Consider the following 13,575-nt stretch of genomic DNA (forward strand, 5'->3'; position numbering starts at 1 on the left):
TTCCTCCGCGCTGACACGGGCATCCCGGGCGAGGATACGCACCTCTTCTGCGCCGATTGGGCAGTCCCGGCGGCTTGGAATGATTCCCGGGTCAAGCCCGGTGATGACGCCGCGGGGAGGGAGCGGGCGCATCTGCGAGGGGTGGCGCGACCGTTGAGCGCGGCGGGCTGGCTTGGGGGATGCTACCAGCTCGACCTTCTGCGCCTGCGGTTGAATCCCGAGGCCTGGATCCTCGGGACGGGCCCGAGGATGACGGCCGTGATGGGCGCAGACCCATTCTTGTCGCTGTCGTCGCGGGAAACCCTTCCCATGGGCAATGCCTGACGCTGCAGAACCAGGCCGCTCCGCCACCGTCGGTGAACGGCCGATCCATCCCATGGACGTCATCCTCGGGCCCCGTCCCGAGGATCCAGTCAGCGCCGTTCACGCTGCGGGCGGCGACGTGCCTCCCTGCCACGCAGGCGCCGTTGACGGTGGAAACAAGAGCCGACGGTCGAGCTCCGGGAGGATAACGCCGGGCGAGAGAGACGGTACCCGCAGCGCGCAACCGCGGCGACGCTTGCGCCCGCCTAGAGCGTTGCGTTGATTGCCTGCACGTGGCCCTCGGCGCCATAGGCAAGGATGGCACGGTCGGCGGTCAGAAGGGGCATGTCATGGCACCTGGCCGTGGCGACGATCAGGCGGTCGGACGGATCGCTGTGGAACGAGCCCGGCAAGCTCACGCTGTCTACCGCGACACGGGCATCCAAGGCGAGGAGTTGCACCCCACCGTCGCCGAGCAGCGAGGCGAACCAGCTGCCGAGATCCTGACCGACGCTGAGGCGGCCCTTGGAGACGAGCATCGCAATTTCCCAGAGCGTCATGGCAGCAATGCCGGCGGCGCCACTGCCTGAACCCCAATCCGCCTCTATTCGCGCTCTCGTCTTTGGCCCCATCCGTGTGTCGCCGTTCAGGTACCAGATGAGGCAATGCGTATCGAGCAAGCTCAACGAAGCGCTTCCCAATCCAAGGGGTCCGCCGCCGGCTCGATCAGGTCGTCAGCGTAATGGATCGTACCCTTCATCGAGCCGAACAGCGATGGCTGGGGAATGTCCGCCTCTACCGGCACCAACCGCGCGACTGGCTTGCCATGGCGGGTGACGGTCACCGGTTCGCCGCTGGCGTTCATCGCGTCGATCAGCTTGAGGCAGTCGGCCTTGAACTGGGTCGCCGTCACGGTCTTGTCTGCCATGAGGAAGCCTTCCGAAAAATGTACAGAAAATATAGCCATTTCCAGCGGTAGCGGCAAGCACGGTGCAGAAGGGGATTGCAGCTTGCGGTGGTGCAAATTCGCGGGAATCGCCCTAGTAGCTTCAGCATGACCGACTCCTTCCGCAAGCCCTATCCCGCCATCGAGCCCTACCGGACCGGGCGGCTCGACGTCGGCGACGGCCACCAGATCTATTACGAGCTCTGCGGCAATCCGGACGGCCTGCCCGTGGTGTTCCTGCATGGCGGGCCCGGCAGCGGCGCCTCGTCGCAGCACCGGCGGCTGTTCGATCCGGCCAGGTACCGCATCCTTCTGTTCGACCAGCGCGGCTGCGGGCGCTCGACGCCGCTCGGCTCGCTGGAGGCCAACACCACCTGGCATCTCGTCGCCGATCTCGAGCGGCTGCGGATCCTCACCGGTGCCGATCGCTGGCTGCTGTTCGGCGGCTCCTGGGGCGCGACGCTGGCGCTGGCCTATGCCGAGCGGCACCCGACGCGGGTCAGCGGCATGATCCTGCGCGGCGTGTTCACCGGCCGGCGCTCCGAACTCGACTGGTTCTACGAGGCGGGCGCCAACCGGCTCTTCCCCGATCGCTGGGAGAACCTGCTCGGACCGATCCCGGATGCCGAACAGGACGACCTGCTGGCGGCCTATGGACGGCGGCTGAACGACCCCGACCGGGCGGTGCGGGCCGAGGCGGCGCGGGCCTGGACCGGTTGGGAATCCGCCACGGTGACGATGCGGACCGGCCGCGGCGGGGAGGGCGCGTCCTCCGGCCCGGTCTCGGACGGGACGATCGCCTTTGCCCGCATCGAGAACCATTTCTTCTCGCACGATCTCTGGCTGGAGGAGGGCGAACTGATCGACAATGTCGAGCGGCTGCGGGACATTCCGGCCGTCATCGTCCAGGGCCGCTACGACGTGGTGACTCCGGCGATCACCTCCTGGCAGCTGGCGCAGGCCTGGCCGCGCGCAGACTACCGCATGGTCGAAGGGGCAGGGCACGCCTTTGCCGAGCCCGGCATCCTCAACGAGTTGCTGAAGGCGACGGATCGTTTCGCCGGCAAGGCCTGAGGCTGGCGGCGGGCGGGCCACGCACTAAGATCACCTGAGCTGTTTCAACGGAGCCTGACCGTCATGAGTTTTCACACCGGTGGCTGCCAGTGCGGCGCCGTGCGCTTTCGCGTCGAGGGCGACCTCGGCAAGGCGTCGATCTGCCATTGCCGCATGTGCCAGAAGGCCTTCGGCAATTTCTTCGCGCCGCTGGTGTCCGTGCCGGACGGCGCGCTGGTCTGGACGAAGGTCGAGCCGACGCGGTTCCGCTCGTCGAACCATGTGACGCGCGGCTTCTGCCCGTCCTGCGGCACGCCGCTGACCTACGAGGCGCCGGACGGCGTCGGCCTCGCGATCGGCGCCTTCGACGATCCTGCCGCGATCCTGCCGACGCTCCAGTTCGGCGTCGAGGGCAAGATCGCTTATGTCGACCGCTTGCATGAGCTGCCGGCGCGCCGGACCGAAGACGATGAGGAGGCGCAGGCGTTTCTGCGCTCGATTGAATCCTGCCAGCACGCCGACGCGCCCGACTCCGACGAACAGGCAAGAGCATGAGCAGGCAGGACGGGGAATTGCGCGGTCTCTATCCCGAGATCGAGCCCTACGAGCACGGCATGCTGGATGTCGGCGACGGCCATCGGATCTACTGGGAGCGCTGCGGCACCAAGGGCGGTACGCCGGCGGTATTCCTGCACGGCGGGCCGGGCGGCGGCGCGTCGCCGGTGCATCGCCGGCTGTTCGATCCGTCCCGCTACGACGTCCTGATCTTCGACCAGCGCGGCTGCGGGCGCTCCACCCCGCACGCGTCGCTGGAAGCCAACACGACCTGGCACCTGGTGGACGACATCGAGCGGCTGCGGGTCATGGTCGGCGTCGACCAATGGCTGGTCTTCGGCGGCTCCTGGGGCTCGACCCTGGCGCTGGCCTATGCCGAGACTCATGCCGAGCGGGTCAGTGCATTGATCCTGCGGGGAATCTACACGCTGACGAAGGCTGAGCTCGCCTGGTACTACCAGTTCGGCGTGTCCGAGATGTTCCCGGACAAATGGGAACGATTCCTGGCGCCCATCCCGGAAGCCGAGCGCGGCGACATGATGGCGGCCTATCGCCGCCGCCTCGTCGGCGAGGACAAGGCGGCGCAGGCCGAAGCCGCCCTTGCATGGAGCCTCTGGGAGGGCGAGACGATCACGCTGCTGCCGGACGAGGCGGTCGGCGGACAGTTTGGCGATCCATCCTTCGCGCTCGCCTTCGCGCGGATCGAGAACCATTATTTCGTCCATGCCGGATGGCTGGAGGAAGGCCAGCTGCTGCGCGACGCGGGCAGGCTGCGGGAGATCGAGGGGGCGATCATCCACGGCCGCTACGACATGCCCTGTCCGGCGCGCATCGCCTGGCAACTCGGCAAGGCCTGGCCGCGGGCTGAGTTCCACTTGGTCGAGGGCGCCGGCCACGCGTTCTCAGAGCCCGGTATCCTGCACCATCTGATCGAGGCGACGGACCGTTTCGCCGACGGCTGAGGGCCCCATCCATCAGCGATGGTGATTGCAGAGATAACCTTAATTCGGGTGGCGGTGCAGCGAGCGTCTGCTAGACCGCTCTGACCCTCAACCACCATTGGACCCAAGCCATGCCAGCGGGCGATTCCGCACAGCGTCGGGGATTCACCTACGCCCTCGGCGCCTACGCGATCTGGGGCCTGATCCTGCCGATCTACATGAAGCTGCTCGAGAACGTCTCGCCGCTCGAGATCGTCGGGCACCGGGTCGTCTGGGCAATCCCCTTCGCCCTGCTGATCCTGTGGTGGCAGGGCCTGCTGGGCGGCGTCTGGCGGCATTTCACCGACCTGCGGACGCTGGCGCTGGCGACCGTCACAGCGATGCTGATCTCGGTGAACTGGGGCACCTATGTCTACGCCATCGTCTCCGGCCACGCGATCGAGGCGGCGCTCGGCTACTACATCAACCCGCTGGTCAACGTGTTGCTCGGGGCGCTGGTGCTGGGGGAGCGGCCGAACCGCACCCAGTCGGTGGCGATCGGGCTCGCATCGATCGGCGTCGCGATCCTGACCTTCAAGGCGGGCGGCCTGCCGTGGATCTCGCTGATCCTCGCCGTGACCTTCGGAACCTATGGCCTATTGCGCAAGATGGTGCCGGTCGGCGCTTCGGAGGGGTTCTTCCTCGAGGTGGCGATCCTGGCGCTGCCCTGCCTGCTGCTCATCGCCTTCCTGCCGACCGAAGGCCACTTCCTCGGCAATGGCTGGGAGACCGTGATGCTCGTGGGGGCAGGGCCGCTGACGGCGATCCCGCTCATCCTCTACGCGTCCGGCGCGCGGCTCCTGCATTATTCGACGATCGGCATCCTGCAATACAGCGTGCCGACGCTGATCTTCCTGACGGCAGTGTTCGTCTTCGGCGAGCCGTTCAGCGCCTGGCAGCTGGTCGCCTTCGCCTTCATCTGGGCGGCGCTGATCCTCTACACGGTGGCGCTGTTTCGCTCGACGCGGGCCGAGCGGTGGGCGCGGCAGGCGCGGCAGGCGCTCGAAACTGCGCCTGCCGGCTAAGGCGTCTCAGCCGCCGTCGGACCAGCGGGTGCGGTAGAGGTCCAGCCGCCGGTCGCGCAGATTGCGCACCGAACCCTCGTAGCGGGCCCAGTTGAGCGTCGCGAGGTTGAGGTCGGCAACCGTCACCATCTCGATGTTCTCCGACGCCTCGGCGGCGATGCCGTCGCGGGCGAAGGGGAAGTCGCACGGCGTGAAGATCGCCGACTGGGCGTATTCGATGTCGAGATTGTCGACATTGCCGAGATTGCCGGTCATGCCCGAGGTCACGACGTAGCACTGGTTCTCGATAGCCCGCGCCTGGCAGCAGTAGCGCACGCGCAGATAGCCGTGGCGGGTGTCGGTGTTGAACGGCACGAAGAGGATCCGCGCGCCCTGGTCGGTGAGCCGTCGCGCGACCTCCGGGAACTCCGAATCGTAGCAGATCATCACGCCGATCGGCCCGCAATCGGTCTCGATCGTCTCGACCCGGTCGCCGCCCTTGATCTGCCAGTTCTGGCGCTCGTTCGGCGTCGGGTGGATCTTCTCGCGCACATGCACCGACCCGTCGCGCAGGAACACGTAGCCGAGGTTCTGGATGGCGCCGGCCTCGGTGCGGGTCGCGTGGCTGCCGCCGATGATGTTGATGTTGCGGCGGATCGCCATCGCGGTCAGCCGCTCGACGAAGTCGGGCGTGTGCTCGGTGAGGCGGGCGATCGCCGCCTCCGGCTTCAACTCCTCGGCCTCGCAGGACAGCAGCATCAGCGTGAACAGTTCCGGGAACACCACGAAGTCGCCGCCATACTCGGACGCGACGTCGACGAAATATTCCACCGCGTCGTAGAAATCCTGCGGCTGGCCGATACGCCGCGCCTTCATCTGCACAGTGACGACGCGGACGACGTCGGGATTGCCGCGATTGACCGGCTGGTCATCGCGCGACGGATCGTAATAGGGATTGCGCCAGACCATCAGCGCGGCAAAGCCACGCGACGCCTCGTCCCTCGGGTAGTAGTTCTCGAGCACGCGCACCGGCTCGAAGCCGGCCGCAAGGTGGAAGGACGCCACAGGATCCTTCACCTCGCCGGCGCGGATCGCATCCAGATAGGCGTCGGCCGAGGGGTAGCGGCTGGCGTTGCGGCGATAGCCGGGGATGCGGCCACCGAAGGCGATGCCCTTGAGGTCGAGATCCTGGCAGAGCCGGCGCCGCGCATCGTACAGCCGCTTGCCGATCCGCAGGCGCCGCCGGTCCGGATCGACGCAGACCTCGGTGCCGTAGAGCCATTCGCCGCGCCGGTCGTGCATCGCCGCATAGCCGCCGCCGGTGACCTCGGCCCAGCTGTGCTGGGCGAGCGCCTTCTCCTCGGGCAGGATCATCGTCGCCGCATAGCCGACGATGTCGCCCTCATAGACGACGACGAACTGGCCCTCGGGAAAGGCCGAGAGCTGGCCGAGGATCATGCCGCGCGTGTAGCCGATCTCCTCGCGAAATACCTTGGACGACAGCGCGATGATGGCATCGACGTCGTGTTTCGTCGCGTTGCGGACTTCGATCGTCGGGGTCGAGCGCTTTTCGGCCATGAGAGGGCGGGTCCTTGTCGCGATGTCGCAGAATCGGGGAGGGCGGCGTTTGCCGCATGTCCGCATCTAGGCCGATAGACGCCGAACGCAACCGATAAACGCCAAAGGACGGGATTTCGCGGTCAGAGCCGCTCGATGATCTCGGCGCGGCCTTCGTCGGCCTCGGGCAGCTGCAACGCGGCCAGCCGCGGCACGATGTCGGCGACGTCGTCGATGACGATCGGCTGCACCTGATGGGCGCTGTGGATGAAGCCCTCGTCTCTCATGTGGTCGAAGAGTCGGGCGAGCGGATCCCAAAACCCGCCGACATTGGCGATGACGATCGGCTTGGCGTGCCGGCCGAGCTGGCTCCAGGTCATGATCTCGACCAGCTCCTCCAGCGTGCCGATGCCGCCGGGCAGCGCCACGAAGGCGTCGGAGCGCTGGAACATCAGGTGCTTGCGCTCGTGCATGTCCTCGGTGACGACGAGTTCGTCGAGCCGCTTCAGCTCGCGCTCGGTCGCCTCCATGTCGATGAGGAAGCGCGGTATGATGCCGGTCACTTGGCCACCTCCGGCGACGACGCCGTCCGAGACGGCACCCATGATGCCGCGCGTGCCGCCGCCATAGACCAGCCGCATGCCGGCCTCGGCCATGTCGCGGCCGAGCCGCCGGCCGCTTTCGACGTAATGGGGATCGCGCCCGGCGGAGGACCCGCAATAGACGCACACGGAACGAATCGGATTCATGGAATGGAAAGTCGGCCGTAGGCCATTGCAGGTCAAGCATGAAGCGCAGCGCGACGTCCCGGCGGAGCGGTGTCGGACGTGGTCAGCAGGGCCGACAAACGACCGCGGATCAGGCGGCACTGCCGGTCGGGGCCGAGATTGCCCACCCGTGTCCCCCTGAACGGTGCGTCGCGCCACAGCCGCTTTCCCTCGAGCCTCGGCAGCGTAGTTTCTGCGCCGCGACCCGATTTTCTCAGGAGAACCTCCCATGCGCACCATGCTCATCCCCGCCGCCATCGTCTTTATGACCGGCTCGGCTTTCGCCCAGGCCATCGATGTTCCGGCCGGCACCTATGTCAGCGACCCGTTGCACACCAACGTCTTGTGGAAGGTCGACCATTTCGGCTTGTCGACCTACATCGGTCGCTTCACCGATATTTCCGCGACGCTCGAACTCGATCCGGCGGACGTGACCCAGTCCAGCCTGACGGCGACGATCGATCCGGCTTCGGTGGACACGAACTACCCGGCCGACGACAAGGACTTCGACGCGGAGATCGCCAGCGACATGTTTTTGAATGCGGCAGCGTTTCCCGAGGCGACCTTCGTCTCCACTCAGATCGAGGTAACCGGCGACAACACCGGCGTCGTTACCGGCGATCTGACGCTCCTCGGCCAGACGCACGAGGAAACGATCGACGTGACCTTCAACACGGCGCTCAACCCGCATCCGATGACGGAGCAGCCGGCGATCGGTTTTTCCGGCACGATGACTATCGACCGCACGAAATACGGCATCGAGGAGCTCGTCGGCCCGGTCGGCAGCGAGGTGACGCTGGAAATCGAGACGGAGTTCGTCCCGCAGTCCTGATCGGATAGCGCGACCGTCCGTTCAAGCTCTGCCGCCGCGCCCTCTGCGGTGGCGCCACCTGTCCGAGGAAGGAAAGGCCCGCCTTCGGCACCGGTTTGGCAGCTTCGAGGGCTTGGCATGGGTCCCCGGGTCAAGCCCGGGGATGACGCCGTCAGGGAGGGAGCGGCTTTGCCGGCCACGGTGCGCCTCCGCGGCGCTACGGTGTGCGACGGGCGGGAGCCATCGGCCGCTACAACACCCCCGGGAACAGCCGGTCCAGTTCGGCCAATTCGCGCTCGCGCCAGGCGGCGTCGCGAGCGGGGCGGGGCGTGGTGATCTCGTGGATGCCGCGGACCGTGGCCGGGCGCGGCGTCAGGAAGACGATGCGGTCGGACAATTCCACCGCCTCGCGGAGGTTGTGGGTGACCATCAGCGCGGTGGTCGGCCGAGCCGACCAGACGGTGGTCAGCAGCGCCCGCAGGCGGCTAGCGGTCATCTCGTCGAGCGAGACGAAGGGCTCGTCGAGAAGGATCAGCGACGGCTCGACGGCGAAGGCGCGGGCCAGCGCGGCGCGGCGGGCGAGGCCGAGCGACAGCTCGCCCGGAAAGCGCGAGCGCATCGTATCGAGGCCGAGGATGGCGAAGAGGTCCGTCGGGTCGGTGCCTTCCAGTTCGGGCGGCAGGGCGAGCCGGACATTCTCCTCGACGGTGCGCCAGGGCAGGAGGCGCGGCTCCTGGAAGACCGCGGCGACGCGCGGTGTCGCGCCCGGCAGCGTCACGTGTCCCACGAAATCCGTGTCGAGGCCGAGCACGATGCGCAGCGTCGTCGTCTTGCCGCAGCCGGAGGGGCCGATCAGCGTCGTGAAGCTGCCGGCGGGCACGGCGAACGCCACCTCGTCGATCGCCGCGAGCAGCCCGCCATCGGCGCCGCGGAACGCCTTGTTCCGGATCGCGATGTCGAGGATGTCAGCGGCGCCAGCGCGTCGCACGGGCTTCAAGCGGTTGGACAAGCAGGAACTCGATCATGAGCATGACGACGACGAAGGCCAGCGTATAGGCGAGGATGGAAGCGACGTCGAAGAGCTGGAAATAGAGGTGGATCTGGAAGCCGACGCCGTTGGAGCGGCCGAGCAGCTCGACCACCAGGGCGATCTTCCAGATCAGCGACAGGCCCGACCGCGAGGACGCGGCGAAATACGGCTGCAGCTGCGGGACGATGACGTGGCGCAGGGTCTTCATGCGGCCGAAACGATAGACCGACGCCATCTCCGCCAGCTGCCGATCGAGGGCGCGGGCACCCTCGCCCATGGTGACCACGACGTTCGGGATCTTGTTGACGGCGATCGCCCCGATCGCCGCGATCTCGTTGAGGCCGAACCAGATATAGGCCAGCACGATCACCACCAGCGCCGGGATGTTGAGGAAGAGGATCAGCCACGGATCGAAGAAGCGGTTGGCCTGCCGGCTCATGCCGAGCGCGACGCCGATGATCGAGCCGAAGACCATGGCGAGGAGGAAGGCGGCGGCGACCCGGAACAGCGTCATGGCGAGATGGAAGAACATCTCGCCGGTCAATGCGTCGCGCCAGAAGGCCTCGGCGACGGCGGCCGGACAGGGCAGGACACGGCTGTCGGCGATCGAGGCGGCGACCCACCAGACGGCGAGCAGCACTGCCAGAGAGGCCCCGACGATCAGGCTTGGCAGTGCCCTGTTTTCCGCCCGGCCGTGACCGGCCACGGCGGCATCATGTGCCATTCTTGCGCCCGGTGAAATAGGTTCCCTCGATGAGTTCCGGCGACGGGCCGACGAGCCGCTCGCCGCCGATCTCGGCCAGCAGGCGATAGAGCGCGCGCGTGTCGGCGATCTCTTCCTCGGCGCTGCGAGTCGGGATGCCCTCGCGGTAGCGGTCGCGCAGCGTCGCCAGGGTCTTCTCGTCCTCGGCCTTCACCAGCGGCGCGAGCTTCACCCATTCCGCATCGGATTCCTGCAGCAGCGCCTTGATCTCCTCGTCGGCGGCGAGGAAACCCTCGATGGCCTCTGGATGCTCGGCTGCGAAACTGTCGCGGAAGACCCAGCCGATCGCCGCGACCGGGCCGGCCGTGCCCATCGCCATTGCCGCCTCGGTGCCGGAGATCAGCGTGCGAAAGCCCTGCGCCTCGAGGCGGGCGGCGTAGTGCCAGTAGTTCAGCACGGCATCGAGCTCGCCGGATTCCGCCTTGGCCGTCAGCAGCGGCGGCGCGCCGTAGACGATCTCGTTCTCGGCCGCGATGTCGAGGCCGTCGCGTTGGGCCAGTGCCTGGATCAGCAGCCAGTTCTTGTCGAGCGGACCGCCGGCGACGCCGAGCGTCTTGCCGCGCAGATCGGTCAGCGCCTGCATCGCGCTGTCGCCGGGCACCATGATCGAGCCCACCGAGGTGGAATAGGGCGCGAAGGTGAAGTCGGCGCCGGCAGAACGCTGGCGCGAGACCCACAGCCAGTCCGAGACGATCATGTCGACCGCGCCGGCCTGCAGGGCGACGGCGGAGGCATCCTCGCCGGCAAACGGCACCAGCTCGACGTCGACGCCGTGGCGCTCATCGATGCCGTTGCGGGTCATCGCGTCGAGTTCCCAGTTCACCGTGCCGTATTGCAGGATGCCGACCCGCAGCGTTTCGGGCGCTGCCGGCTGCTGCGCCGACGCACCGAGCGTCGAGACCAGCAGGACCAGTAAAGCGGCGAGTGTCGCGTGAAGCCATCGCATGAACGATCCTCCCGAAATCGTCGTGGCGTGCCCGCAAGCTTTCTAGCGCGGACCCCGCCCCGCCGTCTCGCTTTCAGGAGCGTTTGGCAAGACATAGGGAATATTTCCCGCCTCAGGAACGCGCGTCGATCGCCTCGGCGATCTCGTCGGCCATCTTCAGGAGACGCACGATCACCGGCACCGCCAGCGCGACGATGCTGCGGTCCTGGCCGCGGGCGCGCTGCGCTTCGCGCACCTCCTCGACGATGGCGGCGACGGCGGGAATGAAGCGGATGGCCAGCGACAGCGCAAGGCTCACCTTGGTGACGTCGACGCCGAGGCGTCCGAGGGGCCCCAGCGCCCACTCGATGACGGCGACGAGTTCCGCGGTGCGGGTGGTGAGCGTGACCAGCGAAGCCGCGAGGATCAAGGCGGCAAAGCGCAGGACGAGGAGCAGCGCCGGTTCGAGCCCGACCAGCCAGAGCTGCACCGCAAAGAGGATCCCGAGGATCCAAAGCGCCGGACGAATCTGTGCGAAGGCGACGCGGGCCGGGATGCGGGCCGACGCAAAGGTGGCGAGCGTGACGGCCAGCGCAACGGCCGCCAGGGCGACGTCGCCGATCGCGAAGAGCAGCGTGCCGAGGCCGAGCAGCAGCGCCAGCTTGGTGCCGGCCCCGGCGCGATGCACGGGGCTCGTCCCCGGCCGGTAGAGCCCGGCAATCATCCGGCGATCGCGCGGTAGGCGTCGACCGCTTCGGGCGGGGCGGCGTCGGCGACGAGGCGGCCGGCCTCGAAGACGAGCACGCGGTCGAAGTCGGCGAGCAGGTCGAGATCGTGGGTGACGAAGACGACATGCTGCTCGAGCGCGGCGACGGCGTCCATCACCCGGCGCGTGTTGCGCAGGTCGAGCAGCGTCGTCGGTTCGTCCATGACCAGCCAGGCCGGCTCGGTGACCATGACGCCGGCCAGCGCCACCATCTGGCGCTCGCCGCCGGAGAGCTCATGCGCCAGCCGGTCGTCGAAGCAGGCAAGCCCGAAGCGGTCGAGCGCGGCGCCGACGCGCACGGCGATCTCCGCCTTGTCGAGGCCGCGACCCTTGAGGCCAAAGGCGAGGTCCTCGCCGACGGTCGGGTAGACGATCTGGTTGTCGGGGTTCTGGAAGACGAAGCCGACGCGGCGGCGGACCTCCTTGCCCTTCGCCCTCGTGTCGAGGCCGTCGACGCTGATCTCGCCATTCGTCGGCAGGACGAGCCCGTTGAGCAGCCGGGCGAAGGTGCTCTTGCCGGAGCCGTTGGCGCCGATGATGCCGATCCGGCGCTCGGCGAGCGTCAGGTCGAGATCGGCGAGGACCAGGCGCCCCGCGCGCTCGACCGAGATGCCGCGAAGAACGATCACCGGGCGGCCGGGCGCATCGCGCCTCAGGCCGAGCGGGCGCGGCGCGGCGCGATCAGCGGATAGGCGCGGCGCACCGCGACGATCACCGCCGCCGCGACGCCCGCCTTGATCAGGTCGCCGGGGATGAAGGCAACGGCCGAACCGATGAAGGCCTCTCGAAGCCCCATGCCGGACATCGCCGAATACCACGGCACGCCGACGGCATAGATCACGCCGATGCCGCCGAGGACGGCGATGGCGAAGGCGGCGGGGAAGGAGAGGCGGGTCCAGAATCGCTCGGTCAGCCAGCCGATGACGAGGCTCGCCGCGACCCAGCCATAGATGAAGCCCGACCAAGGCCCGACGAAGGGCGCGAGGCCGCCGCGCCCGCCGGAGAGCAGCGGCAGGCCGATGGCGACCAGCGCCAGGAACAGCAGCATCGACAGGACGCCGCGGCGGGCGCCGAGGATGCCGCCCATCAGCATCGGCCCCATCGACTGCGCCGTGATCGGGATGCCGAGTGCCGGGATCATCAGCGGCGGAAAGGCGCCGAGCACGGCCATCAGGGCGGCGAAAAGGGCGATGAAAACGATGTCTCGGGTGGCCATGACGGGTCTCTTGCAGGGGCGGGAGTCATCCGGCGCTGCGCCGGCCCGCGTGCGGCACGTCAAGCGGATCGGGCGGCAAAGGTCAACGGGTGGACGCGCCTGACGCATCCCGGCTGCGTCCTCATCGCGCCGCCGTCGCCACGGCCTTCCTCTCAGGCCGTCGCGATATCGGTCTGGGCGAAGTCGTCGCCCTTGTAGAGCAGCTTCACGTCGAAATGTCGGGCGCAGGCATAGGCAAAGCAGTCGCCGAAGTTCAGGCCGGCTTTGTGCCGGCCCTTGCCGTAGCGGGCGTAGGCCTCGACGGCGAGAGCGGCCGCTTCGGGTGGAATGGCGACGACGGTAATCTGCATCTCCGCCAGATAAGCCTGAACGGCGGCCTGTGCGCTCTCCAGCTGCCAATCGACGCGGCGTGAGCAGGAGACGACCGTCTCCCAAATCACCGTCGGTGAGACGAGCAGTCGATCCGCCGACTTCATCCGCGCCAGGATCGCCGCGGCGTCCTCCTCCTCGAGCATCAAAGCGCAAAGGGCGGAGGCATCGACGAACATCAATCGTCCTCGTAGAGGCTGTCGATCCATTCCTTGGTCACCGGCAGGCCCTGGCCACCCGCCGGATACCTGGCTCGTATCGCGCGAGCGATATTCAGGCCTTTATCGACGTAGGCCTGCGTTTGCGCATCGACCTTCGGCGGTTTCGACTCCGTCGTCGTGTTCCGCTCCAACTCTGACCGAAGTGCCTGGCGCACCGCCTCGGTCTTGCTGGTCTTCTTAAGCCTAGCGAGGCGATCGGCGAGTTCGCCGACCTCGCGGTCTTTGACGTAGAGCGGCATGGCGGCCTCCGTGCGGAATATCCCCAAGGTAAGATGGGGATATTCCGTTGTCGAGAGGCGAAAGGTGATC

Annotated in this window: 17 protein-coding genes; 5 read left to right on the forward strand and 12 right to left on the reverse strand. The window is 67.7% G+C overall.

The genetic code is table 11. The annotated features are described in order from the left end of the window. Window positions 1-569: 569 nt before the first annotated feature. Entirely contained in the window at window positions 570-989 is a 420-nt protein-coding gene (locus GTW51_RS08110; protein ID WP_163043414.1) for a type II toxin-antitoxin system VapC family toxin, read from the reverse strand. Continuing rightward, entirely contained in the window at window positions 986-1,231 is a 246-nt protein-coding gene (locus GTW51_RS08115; protein ID WP_163043415.1) for a type II toxin-antitoxin system Phd/YefM family antitoxin, read from the reverse strand. The genes GTW51_RS08110 and GTW51_RS08115 overlap by 4 nt, the downstream gene beginning before the upstream one ends. A 126-nt stretch (window positions 1,232-1,357) precedes the next feature. Here GTW51_RS08115 and pip (GTW51_RS08120) point away from each other — a divergent pair, with 126 nt between their 5' ends. The 4 genes from pip (GTW51_RS08120) (at window position 1,358) to rarD (ending at window position 4,862) form a co-directional block, all read left to right on the forward strand. Further along, window positions 1,358-2,323 (forward strand): prolyl aminopeptidase, encoded by a 966-nt coding sequence (gene pip, locus GTW51_RS08120; RefSeq protein ID WP_163043416.1) that lies wholly within the window; start codon window positions 1,358-1,360, stop codon window positions 2,321-2,323. 63 nt (window positions 2,324-2,386) lie between these two features. Further along, window positions 2,387-2,857 (forward strand): GFA family protein, encoded by a 471-nt coding sequence (locus tag GTW51_RS08125; RefSeq protein WP_163043417.1) that lies wholly within the window; start codon window positions 2,387-2,389, stop codon window positions 2,855-2,857. Next, on the forward strand, window positions 2,854-3,819 hold the full coding sequence (pip, locus tag GTW51_RS08130; protein WP_163043418.1) for a prolyl aminopeptidase: 966 nt from the start codon (window positions 2,854-2,856) through the stop codon (window positions 3,817-3,819). Before GTW51_RS08125 ends, pip (GTW51_RS08130) begins: the two co-directional genes overlap by 4 nt. Before the next feature lie 110 nt (window positions 3,820-3,929). After that, window positions 3,930-4,862 carry an EamA family transporter RarD gene (rarD, locus tag GTW51_RS08135; RefSeq protein WP_163043419.1) on the forward strand — a complete coding sequence of 311 codons (933 nt, stop codon included), beginning with the start codon at window positions 3,930-3,932 and terminating at the stop codon, window positions 4,860-4,862. A 6-nt stretch (window positions 4,863-4,868) separates the two neighbouring features. Here rarD and GTW51_RS08140 read toward each other — a convergent pair whose 3' ends face one another. Then, entirely contained in the window at window positions 4,869-6,419 is a 1,551-nt protein-coding gene (locus tag GTW51_RS08140) for a bifunctional GNAT family N-acetyltransferase/carbon-nitrogen hydrolase family protein (RefSeq protein ID WP_163043420.1), read from the reverse strand. Window positions 6,420-6,541: 122 nt separating this feature from the next. Then, window positions 6,542-7,147, reverse strand: a complete 606-nt coding sequence (locus tag GTW51_RS08145) for an LOG family protein (protein WP_163043421.1) — start codon at window positions 7,145-7,147, stop codon at window positions 6,542-6,544. Window positions 7,148-7,394: 247 nt separating this feature from the next. Here GTW51_RS08145 and GTW51_RS08150 point away from each other — a divergent pair, with 247 nt between their 5' ends. Next, entirely contained in the window at window positions 7,395-7,997 is a 603-nt protein-coding gene (locus GTW51_RS08150; RefSeq protein ID WP_163043422.1) for a YceI family protein, read from the forward strand. 229 nt (window positions 7,998-8,226) lie between these two features. Here GTW51_RS08150 and GTW51_RS08155 read toward each other — a convergent pair whose 3' ends face one another. The 8 genes from GTW51_RS08155 to GTW51_RS08190 form a co-directional block, all read right to left on the reverse strand. Continuing rightward, window positions 8,227-8,964, reverse strand: coding sequence for an ATP-binding cassette domain-containing protein (locus GTW51_RS08155; protein WP_163043567.1), 738 nt, complete (start codon window positions 8,962-8,964; stop codon window positions 8,227-8,229). Next, on the reverse strand, window positions 8,942-9,730 hold the full coding sequence (locus tag GTW51_RS08160; RefSeq protein WP_163043423.1) for an ABC transporter permease: 789 nt from the start codon (window positions 9,728-9,730) through the stop codon (window positions 8,942-8,944). Before GTW51_RS08160 ends, GTW51_RS08155 begins: the two co-directional genes overlap by 23 nt. Further along, entirely contained in the window at window positions 9,720-10,715 is a 996-nt protein-coding gene (locus tag GTW51_RS08165; protein WP_163043424.1) for an ABC transporter substrate-binding protein, read from the reverse strand. The genes GTW51_RS08160 and GTW51_RS08165 overlap by 11 nt, the downstream gene beginning before the upstream one ends. 112 nt (window positions 10,716-10,827) lie before the next feature. Beyond that, a complete protein-coding gene (locus tag GTW51_RS08170) occupies window positions 10,828-11,418 on the reverse strand; it encodes an energy-coupling factor transporter transmembrane component T family protein (RefSeq protein WP_163043425.1) in 591 nt (196 codons plus the stop codon). Beyond that, window positions 11,415-12,089, reverse strand: coding sequence for an ATP-binding cassette domain-containing protein (locus GTW51_RS08175; protein ID WP_163043426.1), 675 nt, complete (start codon window positions 12,087-12,089; stop codon window positions 11,415-11,417). The genes GTW51_RS08170 and GTW51_RS08175 overlap by 4 nt, the downstream gene beginning before the upstream one ends. Window positions 12,090-12,112: 23 nt before the next feature. Beyond that, complete coding sequence (locus tag GTW51_RS08180; RefSeq protein WP_163043427.1) at window positions 12,113-12,676, reverse strand: biotin transporter BioY; 564 nt, start codon at window positions 12,674-12,676, stop codon at window positions 12,113-12,115. A gap of 152 nt (window positions 12,677-12,828) precedes the next feature. Beyond that, window positions 12,829-13,224 (reverse strand): type II toxin-antitoxin system VapC family toxin, encoded by a 396-nt coding sequence (locus tag GTW51_RS08185; protein WP_163043428.1) that lies wholly within the window; start codon window positions 13,222-13,224, stop codon window positions 12,829-12,831. Further along, window positions 13,224-13,505 (reverse strand): type II toxin-antitoxin system VapB family antitoxin, encoded by a 282-nt coding sequence (locus GTW51_RS08190; protein WP_163043429.1) that lies wholly within the window; start codon window positions 13,503-13,505, stop codon window positions 13,224-13,226. Before GTW51_RS08190 ends, GTW51_RS08185 begins: the two co-directional genes overlap by 1 nt. Between the last annotated feature and the right edge of the window lie 70 nt (window positions 13,506-13,575).

Source organism: Aurantimonas aggregata, from assembly GCF_010500835.1.
Lineage (GTDB): Bacteria > Pseudomonadota > Alphaproteobacteria > Rhizobiales > Rhizobiaceae > Aurantimonas > Aurantimonas aggregata.

Coding starts and splice junctions, on each gene's coding strand:
- GTW51_RS08115 (WP_163043415.1), bottom strand. CDS start 1,231: ATGGCAGACAAGACCGTGACGGCGACCCAGTTCAAGGCCGACTGCCTC.
- pip (WP_163043416.1), top strand. CDS start 1,358: ATGACCGACTCCTTCCGCAAGCCCTATCCCGCCATCGAGCCCTACCGG.
- GTW51_RS08125 (WP_163043417.1), top strand. CDS start 2,387: ATGAGTTTTCACACCGGTGGCTGCCAGTGCGGCGCCGTGCGCTTTCGC.
- pip (WP_163043418.1), top strand. CDS start 2,854: ATGAGCAGGCAGGACGGGGAATTGCGCGGTCTCTATCCCGAGATCGAG.
- rarD (WP_163043419.1), top strand. CDS start 3,930: ATGCCAGCGGGCGATTCCGCACAGCGTCGGGGATTCACCTACGCCCTC.
- GTW51_RS08140 (WP_163043420.1), bottom strand. CDS start 6,419: ATGGCCGAAAAGCGCTCGACCCCGACGATCGAAGTCCGCAACGCGACG.
- GTW51_RS08145 (WP_163043421.1), bottom strand. CDS start 7,147: ATGAATCCGATTCGTTCCGTGTGCGTCTATTGCGGGTCCTCCGCCGGG.
- GTW51_RS08150 (WP_163043422.1), top strand. CDS start 7,395: ATGCGCACCATGCTCATCCCCGCCGCCATCGTCTTTATGACCGGCTCG.
- GTW51_RS08160 (WP_163043423.1), bottom strand. CDS start 9,730: ATGGCACATGATGCCGCCGTGGCCGGTCACGGCCGGGCGGAAAACAGG.
- GTW51_RS08165 (WP_163043424.1), bottom strand. CDS start 10,715: ATGCGATGGCTTCACGCGACACTCGCCGCTTTACTGGTCCTGCTGGTC.
- GTW51_RS08170 (WP_163043425.1), bottom strand. CDS start 11,418: ATGATTGCCGGGCTCTACCGGCCGGGGACGAGCCCCGTGCATCGCGCC.
- GTW51_RS08180 (WP_163043427.1), bottom strand. CDS start 12,676: ATGGCCACCCGAGACATCGTTTTCATCGCCCTTTTCGCCGCCCTGATG.
- GTW51_RS08185 (WP_163043428.1), bottom strand. CDS start 13,224: ATGTTCGTCGATGCCTCCGCCCTTTGCGCTTTGATGCTCGAGGAGGAG.
- GTW51_RS08190 (WP_163043429.1), bottom strand. CDS start 13,505: ATGCCGCTCTACGTCAAAGACCGCGAGGTCGGCGAACTCGCCGATCGC.